The organism is Corallococcus sp. EGB (assembly GCF_019968905.1).
Lineage (GTDB): Bacteria > Myxococcota > Myxococcia > Myxococcales > Myxococcaceae > Corallococcus.
Map to the genome: position 1 here is coordinate 8,342,719 of NZ_CP079946.1, position 21,192 is coordinate 8,363,910.

Annotated in this window: 17 protein-coding genes and 2 riboswitches; of the genes, 11 read left to right on the forward strand and 6 right to left on the reverse strand. The window is 71.8% G+C overall.

The window, feature by feature from the left end; all coding sequences use genetic code 11:
• Positions 1–46 precede the first annotated feature (46 nt).
• On the forward strand, positions 47–457 hold the full coding sequence (locus KYK13_RS33970) for a hypothetical protein (protein WP_223638383.1): 411 nt from the start codon (positions 47–49) through the stop codon (positions 455–457).
• A 59-nt stretch (positions 458–516) separates the two neighbouring features.
• On the opposite strand, the gene KYK13_RS33975 is transcribed toward KYK13_RS33970, so the two are convergent.
• The 3 genes from KYK13_RS33975 to KYK13_RS33985 form a co-directional block, all read right to left on the reverse strand.
• Positions 517–762, reverse strand: a complete 246-nt coding sequence (locus KYK13_RS33975; RefSeq protein WP_223638385.1) for a hypothetical protein — start codon at positions 760–762, stop codon at positions 517–519.
• An 81-nt stretch (positions 763–843) separates the two neighbouring features.
• Positions 844–1,182 (reverse strand): hypothetical protein, encoded by a 339-nt coding sequence (locus tag KYK13_RS33980; protein WP_223638386.1) that lies wholly within the window; start codon positions 1,180–1,182, stop codon positions 844–846.
• 22 nt (positions 1,183–1,204) lie between these two features.
• Positions 1,205–2,491, reverse strand: a complete 1,287-nt coding sequence (locus KYK13_RS33985; protein WP_223638387.1) for a TIGR04013 family B12-binding domain/radical SAM domain-containing protein — start codon at positions 2,489–2,491, stop codon at positions 1,205–1,207.
• A gap of 622 nt (positions 2,492–3,113) precedes the next feature.
• Positions 3,114–3,353: riboswitch (cobalamin riboswitch) on the forward strand.
• A 161-nt stretch (positions 3,354–3,514) separates the two neighbouring features.
• Here KYK13_RS33985 and KYK13_RS33990 point away from each other — a divergent pair.
• The 8 genes from KYK13_RS33990 to KYK13_RS34025 all read left to right on the forward strand — a co-directional run bounded on the left by KYK13_RS33990 (position 3,515) and on the right by KYK13_RS34025 (position 12,088).
• Positions 3,515–3,925 (forward strand): acyl-CoA thioesterase, encoded by a 411-nt coding sequence (locus KYK13_RS33990; RefSeq protein ID WP_223638388.1) that lies wholly within the window; start codon positions 3,515–3,517, stop codon positions 3,923–3,925.
• A 35-nt stretch (positions 3,926–3,960) separates the two neighbouring features.
• Positions 3,961–4,177, forward strand: a riboswitch (cobalamin riboswitch).
• A 415-nt stretch (positions 4,178–4,592) separates the two neighbouring features.
• A complete protein-coding gene (locus KYK13_RS33995) occupies positions 4,593–5,939 on the forward strand; it encodes an aspartate aminotransferase family protein (protein ID WP_223638389.1) in 1,347 nt (448 codons plus the stop codon).
• On the forward strand, positions 5,936–7,495 hold the full coding sequence (locus KYK13_RS34000) for an aldehyde dehydrogenase family protein (RefSeq protein ID WP_223638390.1): 1,560 nt from the start codon (positions 5,936–5,938) through the stop codon (positions 7,493–7,495). The genes KYK13_RS33995 and KYK13_RS34000 overlap by 4 nt, the downstream gene beginning before the upstream one ends.
• A 13-nt stretch (positions 7,496–7,508) precedes the next feature.
• Positions 7,509–8,861 (forward strand): acetyl ornithine aminotransferase family protein, encoded by a 1,353-nt coding sequence (locus KYK13_RS34005; protein WP_223638392.1) that lies wholly within the window; start codon positions 7,509–7,511, stop codon positions 8,859–8,861.
• Between the two features lies 1 nt (position 8,862).
• A complete protein-coding gene (locus KYK13_RS34010; RefSeq protein ID WP_223638395.1) occupies positions 8,863–9,771 on the forward strand; it encodes a CoA transferase subunit A in 909 nt (302 codons plus the stop codon).
• A 7-nt stretch (positions 9,772–9,778) separates the two neighbouring features.
• Positions 9,779–10,534: a CoA-transferase subunit beta gene (locus KYK13_RS34015; RefSeq protein WP_370645458.1), complete on the forward strand. Its 756-nt coding sequence runs from the start codon at positions 9,779–9,781 to the stop codon at positions 10,532–10,534.
• Between the two features lie 28 nt (positions 10,535–10,562).
• Complete coding sequence (locus tag KYK13_RS34020) at positions 10,563–11,762, forward strand: thiolase family protein (protein WP_223638401.1); 1,200 nt, start codon at positions 10,563–10,565, stop codon at positions 11,760–11,762.
• Complete coding sequence (locus KYK13_RS34025; RefSeq protein ID WP_223638403.1) at positions 11,759–12,088, forward strand: hypothetical protein; 330 nt, start codon at positions 11,759–11,761, stop codon at positions 12,086–12,088. The genes KYK13_RS34020 and KYK13_RS34025 overlap by 4 nt, the downstream gene beginning before the upstream one ends.
• 55 nt (positions 12,089–12,143) lie before the next feature.
• On the opposite strand, the gene KYK13_RS34030 is transcribed toward KYK13_RS34025, so the two are convergent.
• Entirely contained in the window at positions 12,144–13,184 is a 1,041-nt protein-coding gene (locus KYK13_RS34030) for a polysaccharide lyase (RefSeq protein WP_223638405.1), read from the reverse strand.
• A 341-nt stretch (positions 13,185–13,525) separates the two neighbouring features.
• Here KYK13_RS34030 and KYK13_RS34035 point away from each other — a divergent pair, with 341 nt between their 5' ends.
• Positions 13,526–14,551, forward strand: a complete 1,026-nt coding sequence (locus tag KYK13_RS34035) for an arginine N-succinyltransferase (protein ID WP_223638407.1) — start codon at positions 13,526–13,528, stop codon at positions 14,549–14,551.
• On the opposite strand, the gene KYK13_RS34040 is transcribed toward KYK13_RS34035, so the two are convergent.
• Positions 14,535–15,578, reverse strand: a complete 1,044-nt coding sequence (locus tag KYK13_RS34040) for a lasso peptide biosynthesis protein (protein ID WP_223638409.1) — start codon at positions 15,576–15,578, stop codon at positions 14,535–14,537. The genes KYK13_RS34035 and KYK13_RS34040 overlap by 17 nt on opposite strands.
• A gap of 65 nt (positions 15,579–15,643) precedes the next feature.
• Between KYK13_RS34040 and KYK13_RS34045 the strand changes: the two genes are divergently transcribed.
• Positions 15,644–18,793 (forward strand): ABC transporter substrate-binding protein, encoded by a 3,150-nt coding sequence (locus tag KYK13_RS34045; protein WP_223638411.1) that lies wholly within the window; start codon positions 15,644–15,646, stop codon positions 18,791–18,793.
• On the opposite strand, the gene KYK13_RS34050 is transcribed toward KYK13_RS34045, so the two are convergent.
• Positions 18,790–21,117, reverse strand: coding sequence for a hypothetical protein (locus tag KYK13_RS34050; protein WP_223638412.1), 2,328 nt, complete (start codon positions 21,115–21,117; stop codon positions 18,790–18,792). The two genes, KYK13_RS34045 and KYK13_RS34050, sit on opposite strands and share 4 nt — an antisense overlap.
• Positions 21,118–21,192: the final 75 nt, after the last annotated feature.

Below are 21,192 nucleotides of genomic sequence, written 5' to 3' on the forward strand. Positions count from 1 at the left end.
TCGGGTGAGCCTTCCGGTTGACCGGGGCCTTTTGACGGGAGCCGCCATGAACCGCATCACGTCCCTCTCCGGTCCGCGGGTGCAGCCGGCCACGACGACGACCACCACCTCCGTGGCGGGCAGCCGCTTCGGCTCGCTGCTGTCGGGCGCGGCCTCGCAGCAGCCGAAGCCGGGCACGCAGCTGACGGGCGGTTCGGTGGTGTCGTCGGCGCTGGCGCAGATGGGGGCCGCGCCGCACGGCTCGCTGCTGGGCACCTACACCGCGGGCGCCACCTCCACGCCCATCAACGTCACGGGCCAGCAGCCCCGGCAGCAGGCCGCGGCCTCGCAGACGGGCGCGGAGCCCAAGAGCGAGGAGATGCAGGCGCTGGAGGACCTGGCCACCATGTCCGCGGTGTCCATGTCCCAGTCCATCCTGCACATGGGCGGCATGAAGCTGGACCTGGAGCGCGAGTAGTCCCCTCGCCCCAGGCCGCGTCCACCGCACCTGCTTCCACGTGAGCCCTGGGGGAGACCTCAGGGCTTTTTCTTGTCGCTGTCGTCGCTGTACTTGTCGCGGATGCCGGCGTGCCGGTGCCGCGTGTCGTTCCAGGGCTCGTCCACGTCGGTGCGCTGCCCGCCGTTCTGCCCGGTGACGTCGTTGAGCTCCTCGGGGCGGCCTTCGGCGGGCACCCGGTCGCCCTCCTCGTCCGGGTCCTTCTGCTTGCTGGGGTCCAGCGGGATGCCGGCGCTCTTCTTGAGGTAGTCATCCTTGGGGTCCATGCCGTCATTCCTCCCTTGAGCCCTCAAGGTGGTGACGGCGCACCGTTCCGGGAGCGGCCGGGCGGCCGGGGGCCCCGCTCCTCAGTTGAGGTACTGCGGCTTCCTGGCGACTGGCGCCGGGGGCTGGGCCTTCATCATCTCCAGGCCCTGGCGGGTGAGGACGAAGCGGACGACGCCGGAGCCGCGCTCGGTCTCGATTTCGGCCTCGAAGGCGGGCCCGGCGATGCCGCCCAGGGACACGTCCCTGCGCAGGTTGTTCACCCGGCCGGAGAGCAGATCGCCCGCCACCTCGCGCGAGCCCTCGCCGCGCGTGTACAGCTCATAGGCGGCCTCGTGCAGCGTCATGGCCAGCGCCGGGGTGAGGGGCTGGGAGCTGAAGAGCACGGAGATGAGGAGCCAGTAGGGCGTCTGTTCAGCCATCGCTGGAGTGTAACGGGTGCGGCTAGCGGGCGCGCGGCTGTCTGCGGGCGGCGATGGCCTCCGCGAGCACGCCCTGGGCCTTCCAGTGGCCATACAGGCGGCCCTGGGACGCGAGGAAGTCCAGCCGCTGCCGGGTGCGCGCGTCCAGACGCCCGGGGGCCGCGTCGCGGAAGGGCGTGCCGGGCAGCGGCATGAAGGTGTGGCCATGCACGCGGGCGCCCAGGTCCGACAGCCGCTGCATGAGGTCCAACGTGGCGTCCACGTCCGAGGGCTCTTCCCCGGGCAGGCCCAGGATGAAGTCCACGTTGGGCACGAAGCCGCCCTCCACCGCGAGCCGGGCGGCGCGCACCACGGTCTCCACGTCATGGCCGCGCCGGGTGGACTGGAGGATGCGTTCGGAGCCGGACTGGCCGCCGATGATGAGGTTGTCGTTGGCCACGTAGCGCTTGAGCAGCGCCAGGGCCTCGGGCGTGACGTGCTCCGGGCGCACCTCCGAGGGGAAGGTGCCGTAGAAGATGCGCCCGTCCGGGGCCGTGGCCTCCTTCACGGCGGCGAGCAGCTCCTCCACGGCGGCCAGGTTCACGGTCTCGTCGGCGGTGCCGTAGGACAGGGACGTGGGGGTGATGAAGCGCACGTCGCGCCGGCCCATGCGCAGCAGCTCGCGGGCCCAGTGGGCGATGTTGGGGACGGTGCGGTGCCGGAAGCGCGCCTTGGACATGAAGGGCGTCTGGCAGAAGCGGCACGCGTAGATGCAGCCGCGGGTGATTTCGATGGCGCCGTACTTCACGTGCTTCACGGCGAACGCGGGGAAGTCGTCCAGGCGCACGCCCTCGCCGTGGCCGTGCTGCACGAGCTTGCCGTCCTTGAGGTGCGCGGTGCCGTGCGTGGCGCGCGGGTCTTCGCCCTTGAGGACGCGAAGGAGGATGGCGCGCAGGGTGTGCTCGCCCTCGCCCACGGCGACGAGATCGAAGCCGGCCTGGAGCGTCTGGAGCGTCTCCGCGGTGGCGTGCACGCCGCCGGCGATGCAGAGGACGTCGCGGCCCTCCAGGCGTTCGCGCACCCAGTTCAGCTCCTCCACGGAGGGGCCGAAGCTGGCGGAGTAGAAGGACCACGCGGCGACGACGGTGTCGCCCGCGTCCACGCGCTGGCGAAGGGTGTCCAGCAGGGCCTCGCGGCTGCGAGGGAAGTGCAGCGACACCTCCGCGAGCGCGGGGTCCGACTCCACGGCGCCGGCGAGCACGGTGAAGGCGTACTTGCCGGGGTACTGGAAGCTCAGGACGAGCGAGACCTTGCGAGGCGTCTGCGACATGGCGGCCGGGGATACTGCCACAGGGCCTGTCTCCAGCGGGGCACGCCTGCCCGGTGCGCGGTCAGAGGAAGCGGCGCTCCCACTGGCGGGGCTCTTCTTCGGTGAAGAAGCCCCATTCGCCCGTGTGCGCACAGCACGCCCCGCTTCGCGGTCCGGCCGCTCGCGTCCACCACCTGCTCCTCGCAGATTTGGCGATTCGCCCGCTGCCCGGGCCCCAGAATCCGCTCATTCACCTCGCCGTTCGCCCGCTTCGCGCACTCCACCAGCACGTGCTCCACGCGGGCCACCTCCGCCGCCTCCTACAGGCGCATCACCGCCGCGGCCTCCGCGGCGCGCGCCGCTGCCCGTGACAGCCACGGCAAGATGGCGTCCTGGCCCACCTGCGACGCACACGCTGAATGCGCAAGCATCCCGCCGTCGCCGAGTCCATCGTGAACTGCGAGTAGCTTCGCGGCGTTCGCATCTCCGGGTCCGCGCACGCGGACCACAACGGCAGGCAGCACAGCCACCCCATCCACCGGAGAGGAGTCATGCCGCGCCTCCTCGCATGGAGGCACGGGTTCCTTCAATCCGTGACATCCGGCACCGTCCTTGATGCTTGGCGGAGGCGCAGCACACGTCTAACTTGCGCCCTGCCGACGGTGCCTCACGGGAGTCCGCGAGGTTTAGCAAGGGAATCCGGTGGAACTCCGGAGCTGCCCCGCAGCGGTGAGTGGGAACGAACGCCGTCAGACGCACTGGTCCGGCAGTCGGACTGGGAAGCGACGGCCAGTAGGCGCCACGGACGTGTCCTCTCGAAAAGAGGCGCGCTCCCGAAGCACGCCCACGAGCCCGAAAACCTGCCGCCGGCCCCTGCGGAGAATCGTCTCCTCCAGGGCGGTACCCCGGACCCTCGCGGGAAGGCCCGGCAACCCTTCGCGGTCCGCGCGTCCGCCACCGCCCGTGCCCCGGGCCCGGGAGTCGTGTGTCCCGGTGTCCCTCCCGCACATGGCGCACGTCCGCTCGGGCCTGGAGTCCCCTCTCATGACGTCCCCTTCCATCCCCTCGTCCGCCACGGAGACCCGCATGGTGGACATGGTCTTCCCGGATCAGACCAACCACTACGGCACCCTCTTCGGCGGACAGGCGCTGCGCCTGATGGACATGTCCGCGTTCATCACCGCCAGCCGCTACGCGCGGCGCACCGTCGTCACCGCGTCCAGCGAGCGCGTGGACTTCCACACCCCCGTGCGCCAGGGACAGCTGGTGGAGCTGGTGGGCCGCGTCGTCGCCACCGGCCGCACCTCCGTCACCGTGGACGTGGAGCTGTTCGCCGAGGACCTCCTGTCCGGCGCGCGACAGCTGTGCACACGCGGACGCTTCATCCTCGTCGCGCTCGACGCGGAGCGCCGTCCCACCGCTGTACCTCCGCTCGCGCCGGAGAACCAGACATGACAGACATTGCCTTGACACCTGAAACAAGCCGGGCGTATAGACGATGCCATGCTGGTGCCTGGGTTTGCCCAGGCTGAAAAGGGAACCCGGTCCGAAGCCGGGGCTGCCCCGCAGCGGTAGGTGAGAACGACCGCCGTCCATCACACTGGCGCCCACGTGGGCGCTGGGAAGTGACGGCCAGTAGGCAACCCGGCACCCCGGTGCCGGACCCGCTCACGAGCCCGAAGACCTGCCTGCATCCGTGCCGTGGGAGACATCCACGGTCGGTTCGACCTGGAGCCCCGAGGGAGGGCGGGAAGGTCCGCGCAAGCCCTTGTTTCTACAGGGCTTTTGCCCGGAACATTCCCTCTCTTCCCTTCTGTCTCCAGCCACCCGCGGGGGTGGAGGTCGGTGTCTTCGGGCCCTTTCGCGGCCTGGGCGCGCGGCAGCGTGCCTGGACACCCCTGCCTCCACCTTCGTGGGTCACTTGCCGGGCGACGCGGGTCGCCCGTGAGGACGGACGACAATGCGTGGAGTGGTGCGGAGACGGCGCGAGGCAGTGACAGGACACGGAAGCCAGACACGGCCCGCCCGGCCCCGGCTGCGGCGCGGCTGACGCCCTTTCCCGTTTCACGTCGCAATTCCTCGCATCCATCGCGGCGTACGCCGCGTGGGGAGACGTCTGCCTTTGAACGCCATCCGCTATCCCGACGGGAACGTGCTCCTGCGCAACCTGTCGCGCGAGTTCCCCGTCGTCACCCATGGCGAGGGCATCTACCTGTACGACGCCCGGAGCCGCCGCTACCTGGATGGCTCGGCGGGCGCGCTGGTGGCCAGCGTGGGCCACGGCAACCGCGAGGTGGCGGACCGTATCCATGAGCAACTGCTCCAGGTCGCGTACGTCAACGGCACCCACTTCACGACGGACGTCACCGAAGCGCTCGCCACGCGCCTGTGCGCGAATGCGCCCGCGGGGCTGAAACGGGCGGCCTTCCTCGGCTCCGGTTCGGAGGCCATCGAGGCGGCAGTGAAGTTCGCGCGGCAGATGTGCGTGGAGCGCGGCCAGCCCCAGCGCACGCGCGTCCTCACCCGCGTGCCCGGCTACCACGGCAACACACTCTACGCGCTGTCCATGTCCGGACGGCCCCACTACCAGACGTTCTTCGGTCCCATGCTGTCGGAGGTCGTCACCACGCCCGCGCCCTACCCCTACCGCAGCGGCCTGGAAGACTACGCGCGGGACGGAGCCGCGCACTACGCGCGGCTGCTGGAGGAGACCCTCCAGCGCGTGGGGCCGGACACCGTCGCCGCGTTCGTCGCGGAGCCGGTCATCGGCTCGTCGGCGGGAGCGTCCGTGCCTCCGCCCGGATACTTCGAACAGGTGTCCGCCATCTGCCGCCGCCACGGCATCCTGGTCATCGCCGACGAGGTGATGTGCGGCTGCGGGCGCACCGGGCGCTTCTTCGCGAGTGACCGGGTGGGGCTCACGCCGGACCTGCTGGTGATGGGCAAGGGCCTGAGCGGCGGCTACGCCCCGCTGAGCGCGGTGCTGGTGCGCGAGGACCACCTGGAGGAGCTGCGAAAGGGCTCCGGTGGCTTCATGCACGCGCAGACCTACCTCCAGGCCCCGTGCATGACGGCCGCGGGCGTGGCGGTGTTGGACTACTACGAGCGGCACGGCCTGGTGGCGCATGCCGCGCGCGTGGGCGAATACCTGCAACGCCGTCTGCGCGAGGTCCTCCTGCCCCTGCCCCACGTGGGCTCCGTGCAGGGCGTGGGGCTTATCGCGGGCGTGGAACTGGTGGAGGACAAGGCCACGAAGCGGCCCTTCCCGCGCACGCGCAAGGTGGTGGAGGGGCTGCTCGCGGAGCTGTTCGCGCAAGGGCTCGTCCTCTGGCCCAACACCGGCCACGCCGACGGGACGAACGGCGACCTGGTGATGGTGGGCCCTCCGCTGATCATCACCGAGCCCCAGGTGGACGAGCTGGTGGACCTGCTCGCCCGGGGCCTGACCTGCTTCCTGGAGCGGCCATGACCTTTCGCATCACCTATTCGGTGTTGGACGCGGACCTGACGGAGCTGCATGCGCGCTTCGACGCGGCGCTCGCCACGGTGCGCACGCGACTGGGCGCGGAGTACCCGTCGTGGATCGCCGGCAAGGCGCACGCGAGCGGCGACCTGCTGGACAGCCGCAATCCGTCGCGGCCTTCGGAGGTGGTGGGCCGCTTCCACCGCACCGCCCCCGGCGAGGTGGGCCGCGTGGTGCACGCGGCGAAGGAGGCCCAGCGCGCGTGGGGCGCCACCGCGTGGGAGGAGCGCGTCCGCATCCTGCGCCGTGCCGCGGACCTCCTCTCCGAGCGCCGGTGGGAGCTGGCGGCGGGGATGACGCTGGAGGTGGGCAAGAACCGGCTGGAGGCGCTGGGCGACGTGGAGGAGTCCGCGGACCTGCTGCGCTACTACGCCGGCCAGGTGGAGTCCGCGCACGGCTTCCACCTGCCCATGGCGCGCCTGTCGCCTCGCGAGGACACGCGCAGCGTGCTGCGCCCCCATGGCGTCTTCGTCGTCATCTCCCCGTTCAACTTCCCGCTCGCGCTGGCGGCCGGGATGAGCGCGGGCGCGCTGCTGGGCGGCAACGCAGTCATCCTCAAGCCCAGCGAGGACGCCCCCGGCTGCGCCGAGGGCCTCTTCCAGGCGCTGCGGGACGCGGGCCTGCCGGGCGGCGTGCTCCAGGTGGTGCATGGCGAGGGGGAACTCCTGGGCTCCGCGCTGGTGCGCCACCCCGCGGTGGACGGCGTGGCCTTCACCGGCAGCACGAAGGTGGGCATGGAGATCTTCCGCCGCCTCACGGAGGAGCACGTGCGGCCCGCGCTGCTGGAGCTGGGCGGCAAGAACGCCGCCATTGTCTGCCGGGACGCGGACCTGGAGGCGGCGGTGGAGGGTTGCCACCGCTCCGCCTTCGGCATGTCCGGACAGAAGTGCAGCGCGCTGTCGCGCATCTACGTGCATGAAGACGTGCGCCAGGACTTCGTCGCGCGGCTGGCCCGGAAGGCCCGCGACACGGTGGTGGGGGACCCAGCGCTCGCGTCCGTCTTCATGGGCCCGGTCATCAACGCGGCCTCCGTGCGACGCTTCGAACAGGCCGTGGCGGAGGCGCGGCGCGACGGCACCGTGCGCGCGGGCGGCGATGTTCCAGTCCTGGACGCGTCGCTGGCGCACGGCCACTTCGTGGCGCCCACGGTGGTGGAGCTGCCCCACACGCACCGGCTGATGCGCGAGGAGCTGTTCCTGCCCTTCGTCGGCGTGGCGTCCTTCCGCTCGCTGGACGAGGCGCTGGCGCTGACCAACGACAGCGCCTACGGCCTCACCGCCGGCATCTTCAGCGCGGATCCGGACACGGTGGAGGTGTTCATGGCCCGCGCGGAGGCGGGCGTGCTCTACGCCAACCGCCGCACCGGCGCGACGACGGGCGCGTGGCCCGGCGTGCAGCCCTTCTGCGGGTGGAAGGCCAGCGGCTCCACCGGCAAGGGCGGCTGCGGTCCCTATTACGTCTCGCAGTTCATGCGCGAGCAGTCCCAGACCCGGATGGGTTGACCTGGAAGCCCTCATGCACCCGCTCTATCCCGAAGTGAAGGTCGCGCCCCCGGGGCCCAACGCCCGCGCCATCATCGACGTGGACCGGCGCTACACGTCGCCCTCGTACATCAAGGAATACCCCCTCGTCGTGGAGCGGGGTGAAGGCCCCTGGGTGTACGACGTGGACGGCAACCGCTTCCTGGACTTCATGGCGGGCATCGCCGTGGCGTCCACGGGGCACGCGCACCCGCACGTGGTAAAGGCCATCCAGGAGGCCGCGGGCCGCTTCCTCCACATCTGCGGCACGGACTTCTACTACGACGGCTTCTCGCGCCTGTGCGAGCGGCTCGCGAGCTACCTGCCAGAGATGGGCCCGAAGAAGGTCTTCCTGACCAACTCCGGCACGGAGGCCGTGGAGGGCGCGCTCAAGCTGGCGCGGCACCACACGCGCCGGCAGACCATCATCGCCTTCAAGGGCGGCTTCCACGGCCGCACCTATGGCGCCATCTCGCTCAACTCCTCCAAGGTGGCCCAGCGCGCCTTCTTCGGCCCGCTGCTGCCGGGCGTGCTGCACATCCCCTACGCCAACCCGTACCGCTGCGGGAACGGCTGCGCACCGGGCGCGTGCGGCGACGCGTGCAACCCGGTGCGCCTGTTGGAGACGGACTGGTTCGTCAACCACGTGGACCCGCGCGAGGTGGCCGCCATCTTCGTCGAGCCCATCCTGGGCGAGGGCGGCTACGTGGTGCCGCCCGCGGGCTTCCTCCAGGAGCTGCGCCGTCTGTGCGACGCGCACGGAATCCTGCTGGTGTTCGATGAGGTGCAGTCCGGCATCGGCCGCACGGGGCACATGTTCGCGGCGGAGCACTTCGGGGTGATGCCGGACATCCTGCTGTCCGCCAAGGGCATCGCGTCCGGCATGCCGCTGGGGGCCATCATCGCGCGTGAATCGGTGATGACCTGGCCGCGCGGCTCGCACGGCAGCACCTACGGCGGCAACCCGGTGTGCTGCGCCGCCGCGCTGGCCACGCTGGACGTGGTGGAGGGCCTGCTGGGCGGCGTGCGCGAAGCGGGAGCGCACCTGGTCTCCGGACTCCAGGCACTCCAGCGCGGGCACCCCATCATCGGCGACGTGCGCGGCGTGGGGTTGATGGTGGGCGCGGAGTTCGTGCGCCCCGGCACCCGCGAGCCCGCGGCCGCGTACGTGGCGGACCTGGAGCAGCTCGCGTTCCAGAAGGGCCTGCTGCTGCTGTCGTGCGGCAAGTCCACCATCCGCTTCGCGCCCCCGCTCGTGGTGGGACGGCACGAGGTGGACGTGATGCTGGGCATCCTGGGCGCGTGCCTCCAGGAGCTGGACAGGCGCCACGGCCTGAAGGCGAGCTGACATGGACAAGCGCTGTTCGATGAAGGAGGCCATCGCGGCCTCCGTGCACGATGGCGATTCAATCGTCATCGACGGGTTCACCCACCTCATTTGCTTCGCGGCGGGGCACGAAATCATTCGCCAGGGCCGGCGGAACCTCACCGCCATCCGGCTCACGCCAGACCTCGTCTACGATCAGCTCATCGAGGCCGGCTGCGTGAAGCGGCTGGTGTTCAGCTGGGCCGGCAACCCGGGCGTGGGCAGCCTGCACGCGCTCCGGCGCCGCAGCGAGGCCGGCGGCTCCGAGCGGCTGGAGCTGGAGGAGTACTCGCACTTCGGGCTGCTGTCGCGCCTGCAGGCCGCGGCGGCGGGGCTGCCCTTCTGGCCGCTCGACAACTACTACGGCGGCGACATCGCGCGGGTGAACGCGAACATCCGCACGGTGCACTGCCCATATACGGGACGGGAGCTGGCCACGGTGCCCGCGCTGCACCCGGACGTCACCATCCTCCACTGCCAGCGCGCGGACCCGGAGGGCAACGCCCAGGTGTGGGGCCTGCTGGGCTCGCAGAAGGAGGCGGCCTTCGCGGCGAAGCGGGTCGTCGTGGTGGCGGAGGAGATCGTCCCCACGGAGGTCATCCGAGCGGATCCGAACCGCACGGTGGTGCCCGGCATCCTCGTCAGCCACGTGGTGCACGAGCCCTGGGGCTGCCACCCCAGCTTCGTGCAGGGCTTCCACGACCGGGACAACGACTTCTATGTGAAGTGGGAGGACATCTCGCGCCAGCCGAAGACGTACCAGGACTACCTGGAGGCCTTCGTCCACGGCGTGAAGGACCGGCGCGGCTACCTGGAGCGGCTGGAGGCGGGGCTCTTGGACCGGCTGCGGGCGAAGCCCCGGCCGTGCGCGGGGGTGGACTATGGGTACTGACGCGGCGATGGGCGCCACCGCCAGCGAGCGCATGGCCTTCCGCGCCGCGCGTGAGCTGCGCGATGGGGACGTGGTGTTCGTGGGCATCGGGCTGCCGAACCTCGCGTGCAACCTGGCGCGGGCCACGCACGCCCCGGGCCTGTTCATGATCTACGAGTCCGGTGCGGTGGGCGCCATGCCGGAGCGGCTGCCGGTGTCCATTGGCGACCCGTCGCTGGTGACGGACTCGCTCGCGGTGGTGGGGCAGGCGGACATCTTCCAGTCCCTGCTCCAGCGGGGGCACATCGAGGTGGGCTTCCTGGGCGGCGCACAGGTGGACCGCTGGGGGAACCTCAACACCACCGTCATTGGCGACTACGCGAACCCGAAGGTGCGGCTGCCCGGCAGCGGCGGCGCGTGTGAGATCGCCGTCCACGCGCGGCGGCTGCTCATCATCATGCGGATGAGCCCGCGCACGTTCGTGGAGCGGTGCGACTTCATCACCAGTCCGGGCCACCAGATGAACGGCCGCACCCGAAAGGAGCTGGGCATGCCCGGCGGCGGCCCCACGCGCATCATCACCGACCTGGGCGTGCTCACCTTCGACGAGACGGGCGAGGCGGTGCTCACGGAGGTGTACGAGGGCGTGACGGTGGAGCAGGTGAAGGCCGCCTGCGGCTGGCCGCTCAGGGTGGCCCCCACGCTGGCGACGGGCGCATCTCCGGACGCGGCGGTGCTGCACCTCTTGCGCGAGAAGCTGGATCCGAAGCGCCTGTATCTCTGAATCCCGCCGTCCCACGGAGCCAAGGGTCATGTCGTCGGAAGCCTTCATCGTCGATGCGGTGCGAACGCCCATCGGGCGCTACCGGGGCGCGCTCCAGGCCGTGCGGCCGGATGACCTGGCCGCGCACGTGCTCGCCGCGCTGGTGGCGCGGCAGGGCCTGGACGCCGCGCGCGTGGACGAGGTGTTCCTGGGCTGCGCGAACCAGGCGGGCGAGGACAATCGCAACGTGGCGCGCATGGCGCTGCTGCTCGCGGGACTGCCCCAGGAGGTGCCAGGCGTCACCGTCAACCGCTTGTGCGCCAGCGGCCTGGAGGCCGTCATCCAGGGGTGCCGGATGATCCGCCTGGGCGAGGCGGACGTGGTGCTGGCGGGAGGCGTGGAGTCCATGACGCGCGCGCCCTGGTCCATGCCGAAGCCCGAGGAGGGCTTCCCGTCCGGGAAGGTGGAGGCGTGGGACACGGCGCTCGGCTGGCGCTACCCGAACCCCCGGCTGGCGGAGCGCTTCCCGCTGGAGCAGATGGGAGAGACGGCGGAGAACGTGGCCGCGAGGTGGGGCATCGCGCGCGAGGCGCAGGACGCCTTCGCGCTGGCGTCGCACCAGAAGGCGGTGGCCGCGCGCGCGGAGGGCCGCTTCGGCAGGGAGCTGGTTCCGGTGGAGGTGCCCCAGCGCAAGGGACCGCCCCTGCGGGTGACGGAGGATGAAGGCCCCCGCTCCGACACGTCGCTCGCCCGGCTGGGCACGCTGCGCGCCGCGTTCCGCGAAGGCGGGAGCGTCACGGCGGGCAACGCGTCCACGCTCAACGATGGCGCATCCGCGGTGCTGCTGATGAGCGAGCGGGCGCTGAAGGCCACCGGCAAGACGCCCCTGGCGCGCTTCGTGAGCAGCGCGAGCGCGGGCGTGGACCCGCGCTTCATGGGGGTGGGCCCCGTGCCGTCGACGCGCAAGGCGCTGGAGCGCGCGGGCTGGACGGCGGACGCCCTGGACCTGGTGGAGCTCAACGAGGCCTTCGCGGCGCAGGCGCTCGCATGCATGCGGGACCTGGAGCTGCCGCCGGAGCGGGTGAACGTGAATGGCGGCGCCATTGCCCTGGGGCACCCGCTGGGCGCGAGCGGGGCGCGCATCGTGACCACGCTGGTCCACGAGTTGGAGCGGCGGGGCGCGCGGCGCGGGCTGGCCACGCTGTGCGTCGGCGTGGGCCAGGGACTGGCGATGACGGTGGAACGATGAGCCCGCATCCGCCCGAGCCCCGGTCGCTGGCGGTCGCGCTGCGCATCGCCTTCGAGCCGGCCTCTCCGCACGGCCCCGGCTGGTGCTACCGCGCGACGTTCCACGACGGCGCCAGCGAGTCCGGCCTCCTGCGGAGCCTGGAGGACCTGGCCGCCGTGCTCCAGCGCTGGGGCCACGGACTGGAGGGCCTGCCCTGGGCGGAGCTGCCCACCTTCGGAGGCGTTCCTCCCCGCGAGACCGAGGGCGTGTGGAGCTGGGATGCGACGCGGCTGCTCGTCGGAGACCGGCCGGGCGCCGTGAGGCTGCTTCCCCGCCTGGAGCGCTGAAGCCCCCGCGGAGTCCGCGCCTCGTCATGGGAGGCGCGGACTCCCTCACCTGCCCTCAGCTCCGACGGCGGCGCGCACGCGCCAGGCCCAGCAGGCCCAGCAGCGAGAACGCGGCCAGCGACCCGCCGCTCGCGGAGCAGCCCCCCTTGAAGTCCGCGTCACCCTCGCCCTGGTCCAGCGGCGCCGGCTTCACGCCCGTGCCCGGACCCGTGCCAGTGCCCGTGCCCGCATCCACCACCGGGGCCGGGTCCTGCGGCGTGCCCGCGTCCACCACCGGATCCGGCTCCACCGGGCTGCCCGCGTCCACCACCGGGGCCGGGTCCTGCGGCGTGCCCGCGTCCACCGGCGTGCCCGCGTCCACCGGCGTGCCCGCGTCCACCACCGGATCCGGCTGCGCCGCCGGGAACACGTCCTCGCGGGTCGTCGCCTGGATGAACCCGTCGTGGTAGACGACGCCCACCGGCTTGATGGTGTCGTCCCGGTACAGGCCCAGCTTCAGGTAGTTGTTCTGGCCGGAGAACATCGTCTTCGCCTTGGTCTTCTTCAGCACCTGGGTGCCGTTGAGCCACAGCTCCACGTAGCCCACGGTCGCGTCCGGGGACCACTTCACGTGGAAGATGAACTCCTGCCACGCGCCGCGCTTGAGCGGCGTGCTCCACACCGTGCCGCTGTCGTTCAGCGTCAGGCGGACCTGCTCGCCCTTCACGAAGAACTCCACCGGCGGCGACCCGCAGCACCCGTCGTGGTGCCACTGCGTGAAGAGCTGCCACGAGTCCACGCTGGGGAAGTCGTTCGCGAACATCACCTTCCAGCGGTACCAGTACTCCGAGCCCACCTTCTCGTTGCTCAGGTAGACCAGCTCGTTGCGGTTGCCGCTGGAGTTGATGGGGTCATCCCCCTGCTTCACCGTCGCCTTGAGGGCGTACCTGCCTTCGGCCACCGGGCTCGTCACCACCTGGAGCCGGTCCGAGCTCACCATCTGTTCCGCGCTGTACTGGCTGCGGTTTCCCGTCTCGAAATCGCCCCGCCAGACGATTTCCGCCGCAGCGAGGCTCGGGATGAGACAAGCCACGAGCCAGAGGTGCAGTGCTTTCAATGCTGAATCCTTGGGGGAGGGGGGAGGGAAGCGCTTGATGCTTTGACGGCAAAGCTTTGACAGACATTACCCCAAACCATTCCCCAGCTTCATTCCCCCCCAAACCCATTCCCAGACGCCTGGCAACGCAGCGGCCAACCAGACAAGCCCTCATCCGGCTTGAGACATGTTTCACGACGGGACCCGGCTCTCCGGACCCACCGGGCGGGCGGCGGAGCGGTGTCCTAAACGCAACGCGTCATTGACAAGGGGGCATCCAGGGGGCTGACGGGACGGGGGCGTGGTGTAAGGTCACGGGCCCTTCCGGCGCTCCCTTCCCGGGGCGCTCATCAGCGTGCCCCATGCTCGTGCTGCGAGACGTCCAGAAAACCGACTTGCCCGGCCTGAAGCGTCTTGCCGCGGTGCTGAACACGGTCAACCTGCCGAACAACGAAGAGACGCTCGAGGCCATCATCGACAAGTCGGTGAAGAGCTTCGCCGGCAAGGTGAAGAACCCGTTCGAGCGCGAGTACCTCTTCGTGCTGGAGGACGTGCGCAACAGCCTCATCATCGGCACGTCGATGATCATCGCCCAGCACGGCACGTACGAAGCGCCGCACATCTACTATGAGGTGAGCGAGCGCGAGCACTACTCGGCCTCGCTGGAGCGGCACCTGCGGCACAAGGTGCTGTCCATCGCGTACAACTACGAGGGCCCCACGGAGATTGGCGGCCTGGTGGTGGACCCGCCCTACCGCGCGACGCCGGACAAGCCCGGCAAGCAGCTGTCCTTCGTGCGCTTCCTCTTCATCGCGATGCACCGGCGGCTGTTCCGGCCGCGCGTGCTGGCGGAGCTGTTGCCGCCGCTGCTCCCGGACGGACGCAGCCTGCTGTGGGAGGCGTGCGGCAAGAAGTTCACCGGCCTCACCTACCTGGAAGCGGACCGGCTGAGCCGCCAGAACAAGGAGTTCATCAAGGAGCTGTTCCCCGCGTCGGACATCTACGCGTCGCTCTTCCCGGACCGCGTGCAGAAGGTGCTGGGCGAGGTGGGCCCGGCCACGCGCGGCGTGCAGCGGATGCTGGAGCGGGTGGGCTTCCGGTACGTGGAGCGCATCGACCCGTTCGACGGCGGCCCGCACTTCGAGGCGGACACGGCGGACATCTCCCTGGTGCGCCGCTACCGCACGATGAAGCTGGCGGAAGAGGACTTCGAGCTGGAGGGCGACGACGTGCTGGTGGCCGCCGAGCGCGACTCCGGCCGCAACCGCTTCCGCTCCGTGCGCTGCACGGCCCGGCTGGACAACACCGTCATCCACCTGCCCGCGCGCGCCAAGGAGCTCCTCGAAGTGAAGCCCGGCGCGAAGCTGTCCGTCATTCCCTTCGAGTAGCGCGCGCCACGCGGAAGTCCCCGCGCAAGAGCGCCAGCCAGCGCTCCCCGGCCTCCAGCGAGGGGCCCTCCGGCGGCACCAGCGCCAGCGCCAGGTGCGTGTCCGCGCGCACCGGGTCCAGCGACGTGGGGTCCAGGTCCAGCGTCCCGCCGCCCTTCAGCGCCACCCGCACCCAGGCGTGTGGCCTCGCGGGGCCGCCGTCCACCACCAGCAGCCCGTGCACCAAGCCAACGCGCTGGCCTCGCGCGCTCGCCAGGGCTGCGTAGCGCAGGGCGTGCGCCAGGCAGCCTCCGGCCTCGCCCTCCCCGCCCTCGCGCCAGTCCGCCGCCGTGGGGCTCTTCTCCGGGAAGGCCGCGTGCACCTTCGCGGCCAGGGCCCGCGCCTCGGGGGGCGTCCACTCCGTCATGTCCGGCAGGCGCGCGGGGACCGTGAAGGCCGATGCTTCACCGCGAGGTATCAGCCTCAGCGCTCCTGAGGTGCCACCCTCCACGGGCACGCCGTCCGCGAAGAGCTCCGGCGGCGGCCGCAGCCGCTCCCCCGGGGCTGCCCGGGTGAAGCGGGCGTCGCCCACCTCCAGCACCTGGAGCCGCCCCTGTTCGTCGTAGCGGGCGCGGAAGCGGGCGCCCAGCATCGTGCCCTCGGCGGTCGTGGCGCTCCGGGCCGTGACGCAGTGGGGGCCCTCCTGGCCGGACAGCTCCTCGCGGCCCTTCACGCAGCCCTCGGGCGGAGGGCCTCGCCACAACCACAGCGCCTGGGGCACCGCGTCGCCGTCCTTCACGCGGCCCGCGGCGTCCACGGGCAGCGTCACCTCGCGCACGCGCTCCCCTGCCTGGCCGTCGCGCACGTGCAGGTGCCGGCTGGTGTACGTGAAGCGCCCCGCCTGAAGGGACAGGCCCACCGTCCCCACCGGCACGCCCCGCCAGGCGAAGACGAAGCGGGCCGAGCTCTTGGCCCTGGCGGCCTCGTCACCGGTGCTGGCAGGGATTCCCGGGAGCGCCAGCAGGCAGGTGACGAAGAGGGCCTTCATGTTTCATGAAGCATGCGTCGAAATCAGGACCGGCGCGAGAAGGCGGGTTAGCTTTGCCCCCGTCCATGGGCGCCAAACGGTACCTCTTCTCGTTCGGGCTGGCGGCGGCCCTGGTCTCCGCACTCATCCTGGGCTTCGTCTTGTGGTGGGTGACGGGCAAGCCGGATGACACGGCCGGCTGGGCGGTGCTGCTCCTGGGCGTGCCGTTCCTCTGGCTGACGGGCAGCTACCTGTCGTGGTTCCGCTTCGCGGCGGTGCGCCGTCGCGAGCGGCGCGACCTGATGTCCCGGCTGGCGGAAGGCGACCTCACCACGCCCATCCACACGGGCTTCGAGGGCCAGGAGGACCTGCGCCGCCTCATCCTGTCCCTGCGCCGCGCCCTGTCCCAGGTGCAGCGCGTGACGAGCAATCTGCACCGCACCGGCAACGGCGTGAGCGAGCAGGCCCGCATGCTGCTGGAGGCCGCGCGCCGTCAGGGCGGCGCCGTGGAGCGCTCGCTCGCTGCCGTGGGCGGCAACGGCACCAGCCTCCAGGTGGCCATCAAGCGCGTGCAGCACATTGAAACCTTCGCGCATGAGACGACGGGCGCCCTGCTGGAGATGACCGAGCGGCTGCACCAGGTGGTGGACGGCCTGGAGACCGTGAACGACTTCAGCCAGCGCACCAGCGGCCTCACCCAGGCGATGACGGAGCGGCTCACGCACATCGCCGCGTCGGGTGACGAGCTGGGCCGCTTCGCCTCGGAGGCGGAGGACTTCGTCGCGCTGGTGGAGGGCGGCATCTTCGCCGTGCGCCGCCGCGCCATGGAGACCAACAGCATGGCCGTCGCCGTCACCACCACCGCCCAGCGCGGCGAGGCGCTGGTGAACGACAGCGTGCAGGGCATGTACCGGGTGGAGGAGACGGTGCGCAAGGCGGCCGAGCTGATGGAGATGCTCGGCACGCGGTCGCTGGAGATTGGCCGCATCGTGGACGTCATCCAGGAGATCGCCGACCAGACGAACCTCCTGGCCCTCAACGCCGCCATCATCGCCGCGCAGGCCGGCGAGCACGGCCGCCCCTTCGGCGTGGTGGCCAACGAGATCCGCAGCCTCGCCGAGCGCACCACGCGCTCCACGCGCGAGATTGGCACCATGGTCACCGGCATCCGCGACGCGGTGGAGACCGCCGTGGCGCTGGTGCAGGAGGGCCGCGAGCAGGCCACCGCGGGCGTGGCCCTGGGCGACCGCGCCGCCGAGGCCCTGAGCGAGATCCGCACCATCACCCAGCGCACCTTCGCCGCCGTGGAGGCCACGGTGATGGAGACGCAGCAGCTGGAGGCGCAGGGCGCCACCGTGGTGGAGGCCAGCAAGCGCGTGGCCCAGCGCGTGGAGGACATCACGCGCATGGCCATCGAGCAGTCCGGCAACGCGCGGGACCTGGTGCGGCAGATCCAGGAGATGTCGCGCGTGGGCCAGAGCGCCGGCCAGAAGGCCGAGGCCCAGGCGCGCACCGGCCGCGACCTGTCCGAGGCGGTGATGCGGCTGAGCGCCGCCATCGAGGAACTGCGCTCCGCGCACCAGGTGCTCACCCGGGGCGACGCATCCATCCGCGAAGAGGTGGCGCAGGTGCGCGAGGACGCGCGCCGGGTCATCCGCATTGGCGACGGGTTGGACCGCACGGTGGATCAGCTGGGCCACGAGACGTCGAGCCTGGAGGCGGAGGTGTTCCGCTTCCAGCTGCCCCGGGCCCGCGCGGGCGGCACGCTGCGGGTGGGGTTGCACCAGGCGGGCTCGCTGCGCACGCGCCAGTCGGTGGATCCGCTCTTCAGCGTGGAGAACCAGATGACGGAGCTGACGGCGTGCCTCTTCTCCTGCCTGGTGCGGCTGGAGGACGGCATGCTGGTGCCCGACCTGGCCGAGCGCTGGGACGCGGATCCGTCCGCGCGCCGCTACCGCTTCTACCTGCGCCGGGGCGTCACCTTCCACGACGGCACGCTGCTCACGGCGCTGGACGTGAAGCGCCACCTGGAGCGGCTGATGGACCCGGCGCTGCGCTCGCCGGACCGCAGCCTGCTGGAGGACGTGGAGGGCGCGCGCGAGTACTCCAGCGGCATGGCGCGCGAGGTGACGGGCATCGAGGCCCTGGACGAGGGCACGCTGGAGATCCGGCTGCGCGAGCCCAAGGTGTTCTTCCTCCAGCTGATGGCGCTGACCGCCACGGCCGTGGCGAAGATGGACAGCGCGGGGAAGCTGGTGGGCACGGGGCCCTTCCGCGTCGTGGGCATGCAGGCGGACCGGATGGTGCTGGAGCGCAACGCCAGCTACTGGCGCGGCGGGCTGCCGCTGTTGGACCGGCTGGAGTTCGTCCTCGCGGAGACGCGGCCCCAGGCGGTGCGGCTGGTCGTGGACGGGCAGGTGGACCTCGTGTCGTTCCTGCACGTGGAGCACACGGAGGCCAAGGGGCTGGACGCGCACCAGGTGGTGACCAGCACCACGCCCTCCACGGCGTTCCTGGGGCTCAACCTGAACGAGGCGCCCTACAACGACGTGCGCGTGCGGCGGGCGCTGCGCGCGGGCATGGACATCCCGGCCGTGGTGGCCCAGTTCCATCCGGGCGCGCGCGTGGCGCGCACCTTCACGCCGCCGGAGCTGCTGGACGGGGCCCAGGAGCTGGGGCCCACGCCGATGCCGGACGTGGCGCTGGCGGAGCGGCTCTTGCGCGAGGCGGGCGTGCGGCGGTTGCAGCTCACCCTGCACCACCCGGTGGGCCGCGACACGTCCGCCGAGGACGCCGTGCTCTTCCGGCCGCTCATCCAGGCGGGGCTCCTGGAGCTGCGGCACGAGCAGATGCCCGTGGAGGAGTACCTGCCGCGCCTGCGCGAGGGGAAGGTCCCGGCGTTCCGCACGCTGTGGCTCGCGGACTTCCCGGACCCCGACGCGTTCCTGCACTTCCTGCTCAACTCCAGCGCGCAGACGGTGTACCCGATGGGCTACCGCAACCCGGAGCTGGACCGGCTCACGGCGGAGGCGCGCGTGTCCATCGACCCGGAGCTGCGCTCGCAGCTCTACCGGCGCGCGGAGATGCTGGCGCGCGAGGACTGCCCGCTCATCCCGCTGTACCACGACCGCACGCACGCGGTGGCGGCGGCGTCCGTGCAGAACCTGCGGCTGCACCAGACCCCGCCGCAGGTGCGCTTCGAGGACCTCTGGGTGGACCCGGCCGTGGGCGGCTAGGGCACCGCCCGGCGCGTCCCCGCGGGACTGGCATTGCGCTGGGGCCAGCCCCGGGCTTCGGCGCGGATCCCGACGGGATAGGACTCCAGCCGCCAGACGCCGTCGCGGCGCAGGGCCACGTGCAGGTACTCGCCCGCGAACACCGCGCCCGCCACCTCCACGCGGCCCGGCAGGGAGCACTGGCTGAGCTTGTTGCCGGAGGAGATCCACTCCAGCCACGCCTGACGCTGGCCGTTGGGCAGCTCCGCGTCCGCGAGCACGCCCACCGTGTTCAGCTCCAGCAGCGCGGCTTCGTGGAAGGTGCCGGGCAGGAGCGGCGAGGGCAGCACGTCCACGTCCGAGAGGAAGTGGCCGTCATCGGTGCTGAAGGAGCGCAGCACGGTGCGCAGCTCCGCGCCGACGCAGGGCGCGCCGTCCGCGTGGTCGCACGCGAGCGCCAGTGCGTGACCGACCTTGCCGCCAGGGGCCAGGAGCACGGGCTCGGCCAGGGGCGACAACTTGCGCGTGCCCGCGCCCCAATCCAGCGCGCCGAGCACGCCCCCATCCGCGTCCACGACGGCCCGCGCGCCCACGAGCAGCCGTCCCGACGCGAGCGCCAGTGATGGCGCGCCCCCTGGGACACCGGGCCCGAGCGGCTCCAGGCGCAGCGAAGCGATGCCGCCGCCCTCGAGCGCGGAGACGCCAGGCACGCCCCCATGCAGCGGGACCGATGCACTGGCTCCTGTCGCCATCGCGGTCCATGCGGAGCGCGCATCCCCAGAGGAAGCCGCGCCCTGGTGCGAGGCCAACGCACGGCCCCAGCCTGGAGCCTCCTCGGAGGACAAGCCCGCGCCTGAAGTCCCGCCGTCCGTCCCCTGCTCGGGCGGTGCCCCCCCGGTGAACGCCAGCCGGCCATCCCACGGCGTGTAGAGGTACGCGCCGCGCGCATCGTCCACGGCGAGCCTCGCCGCACCCCCACCGTCCTCCTCCGGCCCCATCGCCAGCGGCGCACCCGTGTTCGCGCTCAACACCACCAGCCGGGAGCGCAGCGGCTCCGAGCCCGCGTCTCCGCTCCACGTGACGTGCGCCAGCACATCCCCTTCCTTCGTGAGCGCCACCCTGCCCGCTCCCGTGCTGGCCACTTCTTCCAGCGTCCCTCCGTCCAGCTCCGCATCCGCGAACGCCAGCGGCGTGCGCCAGCGCAGCTCACCCACGCCGCGAGGCGCGTATGCCTCCAGTGCCTCCGGCGCCATCACCACCACGCCCGCGTCCGACGCCGCGAGCAGCGTCCTTGCGCCCCCACCGGCATAGGGCGACTCGTAGCGCAGCAGTCCGCTCTCCGTGTACGCAGCGAGCCAGCAGCCCGCGTCCCCACCGCACACCGACGCGTAGACCGTCCCGTCGTCCGCCAGCAGCACCGGCCCGCCGTCCTCCGCGACCGGCGCTCCTCCCAGCTCCGCGCTGAAGACGGACTCCAGGTCTCCCGCGTCCGGGCGCACGCACTCGCCCGCGTTGCACTTGCCCTCGTCCTGGCACGGAGTGGCCGGCGCGCACACGAAGCCGTCCGGCGGCGTCACCGTCCGGCACGTGCCGCTGAAGCAGACCCGCGCCGCCTTGCAGCTCACCGCGCCGCAGGGGCTGAAGTCCGCCACGTCCACCTCCTTGCAACCCGAGTTGCGGTCGCACACGCCCACCTTGCAGGGGTTGCTCGGCACCGGGCACGCGACGGCCTCCGTCACGCAGCCCTGCGTCGGCGAGCAGCTGTCCACCGTGCACGGGTTGTCGTCATCGCACGTGCGCGGCTGCCCCAAACAGGCCCCCGCCTGGCAGCGGCCGTTCTCCTGGCAGCGGCTGCTGGGGATGCACGACGCGCCGTCCGCCTGCGGAGTCTCGATGCACTGGCCGGAGTCCACGTCGAAGCGCGAGTCGTGGCACTCGGACTGCGGGATGCACACCCGCGGACGCACGCCCACGCCGGTGAGCTTCACCTTCGCCGTGGTGCGCCCCGCGGTGAGCGTCAGCTCCCCCTCCACCGGCGTGCTGCCCGCGGAGAACAGGATGTCCACCGTGCCCGTGCCGCTGCCTCCCACCACGATCTGGGACACGACGACGAAGAAGGGCGCGTCCGTCACCGCGTCCACCGTGACGCCCGCGCGGCCCGTGGCCACCAGCGTCAGCGAGCGGCGCGCCTGGGTGCCCTCCAGCACCCGGCCGAAGTCCACCACCTCTTGCTGCGGCCGGAAGCTGGCGCTCGAACCGCCCACGTTGGGACTGTCGCCACAGCGGCACCCTCCCACCAGGACGAGCAACAGGAGCCACCACCAGCGAGCACGGGCGCGGAACATGGCCCCGACTCAACCGCGCCTCCCCGGGCCCGCGCAACGTGCTCGCCGCGCCGTCACGCCGCCCCCGCACATTTC

What these genes read in the sequence shown, in the direction of transcription:
- KYK13_RS33970 (WP_223638383.1), top strand. Translation starts at nt 47, where the DNA reads ATGAACCGCATCACGTCCCTCTCCGGTCCGCGGGTGCAGCCGGCCACG.
- KYK13_RS33975 (WP_223638385.1), bottom strand. Translation starts at nt 762, where the DNA reads ATGGACCCCAAGGATGACTACCTCAAGAAGAGCGCCGGCATCCCGCTG.
- KYK13_RS33980 (WP_223638386.1), bottom strand. Translation starts at nt 1,182, where the DNA reads ATGGCTGAACAGACGCCCTACTGGCTCCTCATCTCCGTGCTCTTCAGC.
- KYK13_RS33985 (WP_223638387.1), bottom strand. Translation starts at nt 2,491, where the DNA reads ATGTCGCAGACGCCTCGCAAGGTCTCGCTCGTCCTGAGCTTCCAGTAC.
- KYK13_RS33990 (WP_223638388.1), top strand. Translation starts at nt 3,515, where the DNA reads ATGACGTCCCCTTCCATCCCCTCGTCCGCCACGGAGACCCGCATGGTG.
- KYK13_RS34000 (WP_223638390.1), top strand. Translation starts at nt 5,936, where the DNA reads ATGACCTTTCGCATCACCTATTCGGTGTTGGACGCGGACCTGACGGAG.
- KYK13_RS34005 (WP_223638392.1), top strand. Translation starts at nt 7,509, where the DNA reads ATGCACCCGCTCTATCCCGAAGTGAAGGTCGCGCCCCCGGGGCCCAAC.
- KYK13_RS34010 (WP_223638395.1), top strand. Translation starts at nt 8,863, where the DNA reads ATGGACAAGCGCTGTTCGATGAAGGAGGCCATCGCGGCCTCCGTGCAC.
- KYK13_RS34015 (WP_370645458.1), top strand. Translation starts at nt 9,779, where the DNA reads ATGGGCGCCACCGCCAGCGAGCGCATGGCCTTCCGCGCCGCGCGTGAG.
- KYK13_RS34020 (WP_223638401.1), top strand. Translation starts at nt 10,563, where the DNA reads ATGTCGTCGGAAGCCTTCATCGTCGATGCGGTGCGAACGCCCATCGGG.
- KYK13_RS34025 (WP_223638403.1), top strand. Translation starts at nt 11,759, where the DNA reads ATGAGCCCGCATCCGCCCGAGCCCCGGTCGCTGGCGGTCGCGCTGCGC.
- KYK13_RS34035 (WP_223638407.1), top strand. Translation starts at nt 13,526, where the DNA reads ATGCTCGTGCTGCGAGACGTCCAGAAAACCGACTTGCCCGGCCTGAAG.
- KYK13_RS34040 (WP_223638409.1), bottom strand. Translation starts at nt 15,578, where the DNA reads ATGAAGGCCCTCTTCGTCACCTGCCTGCTGGCGCTCCCGGGAATCCCT.
- KYK13_RS34045 (WP_223638411.1), top strand. Translation starts at nt 15,644, where the DNA reads ATGGGCGCCAAACGGTACCTCTTCTCGTTCGGGCTGGCGGCGGCCCTG.
- KYK13_RS34050 (WP_223638412.1), bottom strand. Translation starts at nt 21,117, where the DNA reads ATGTTCCGCGCCCGTGCTCGCTGGTGGTGGCTCCTGTTGCTCGTCCTG.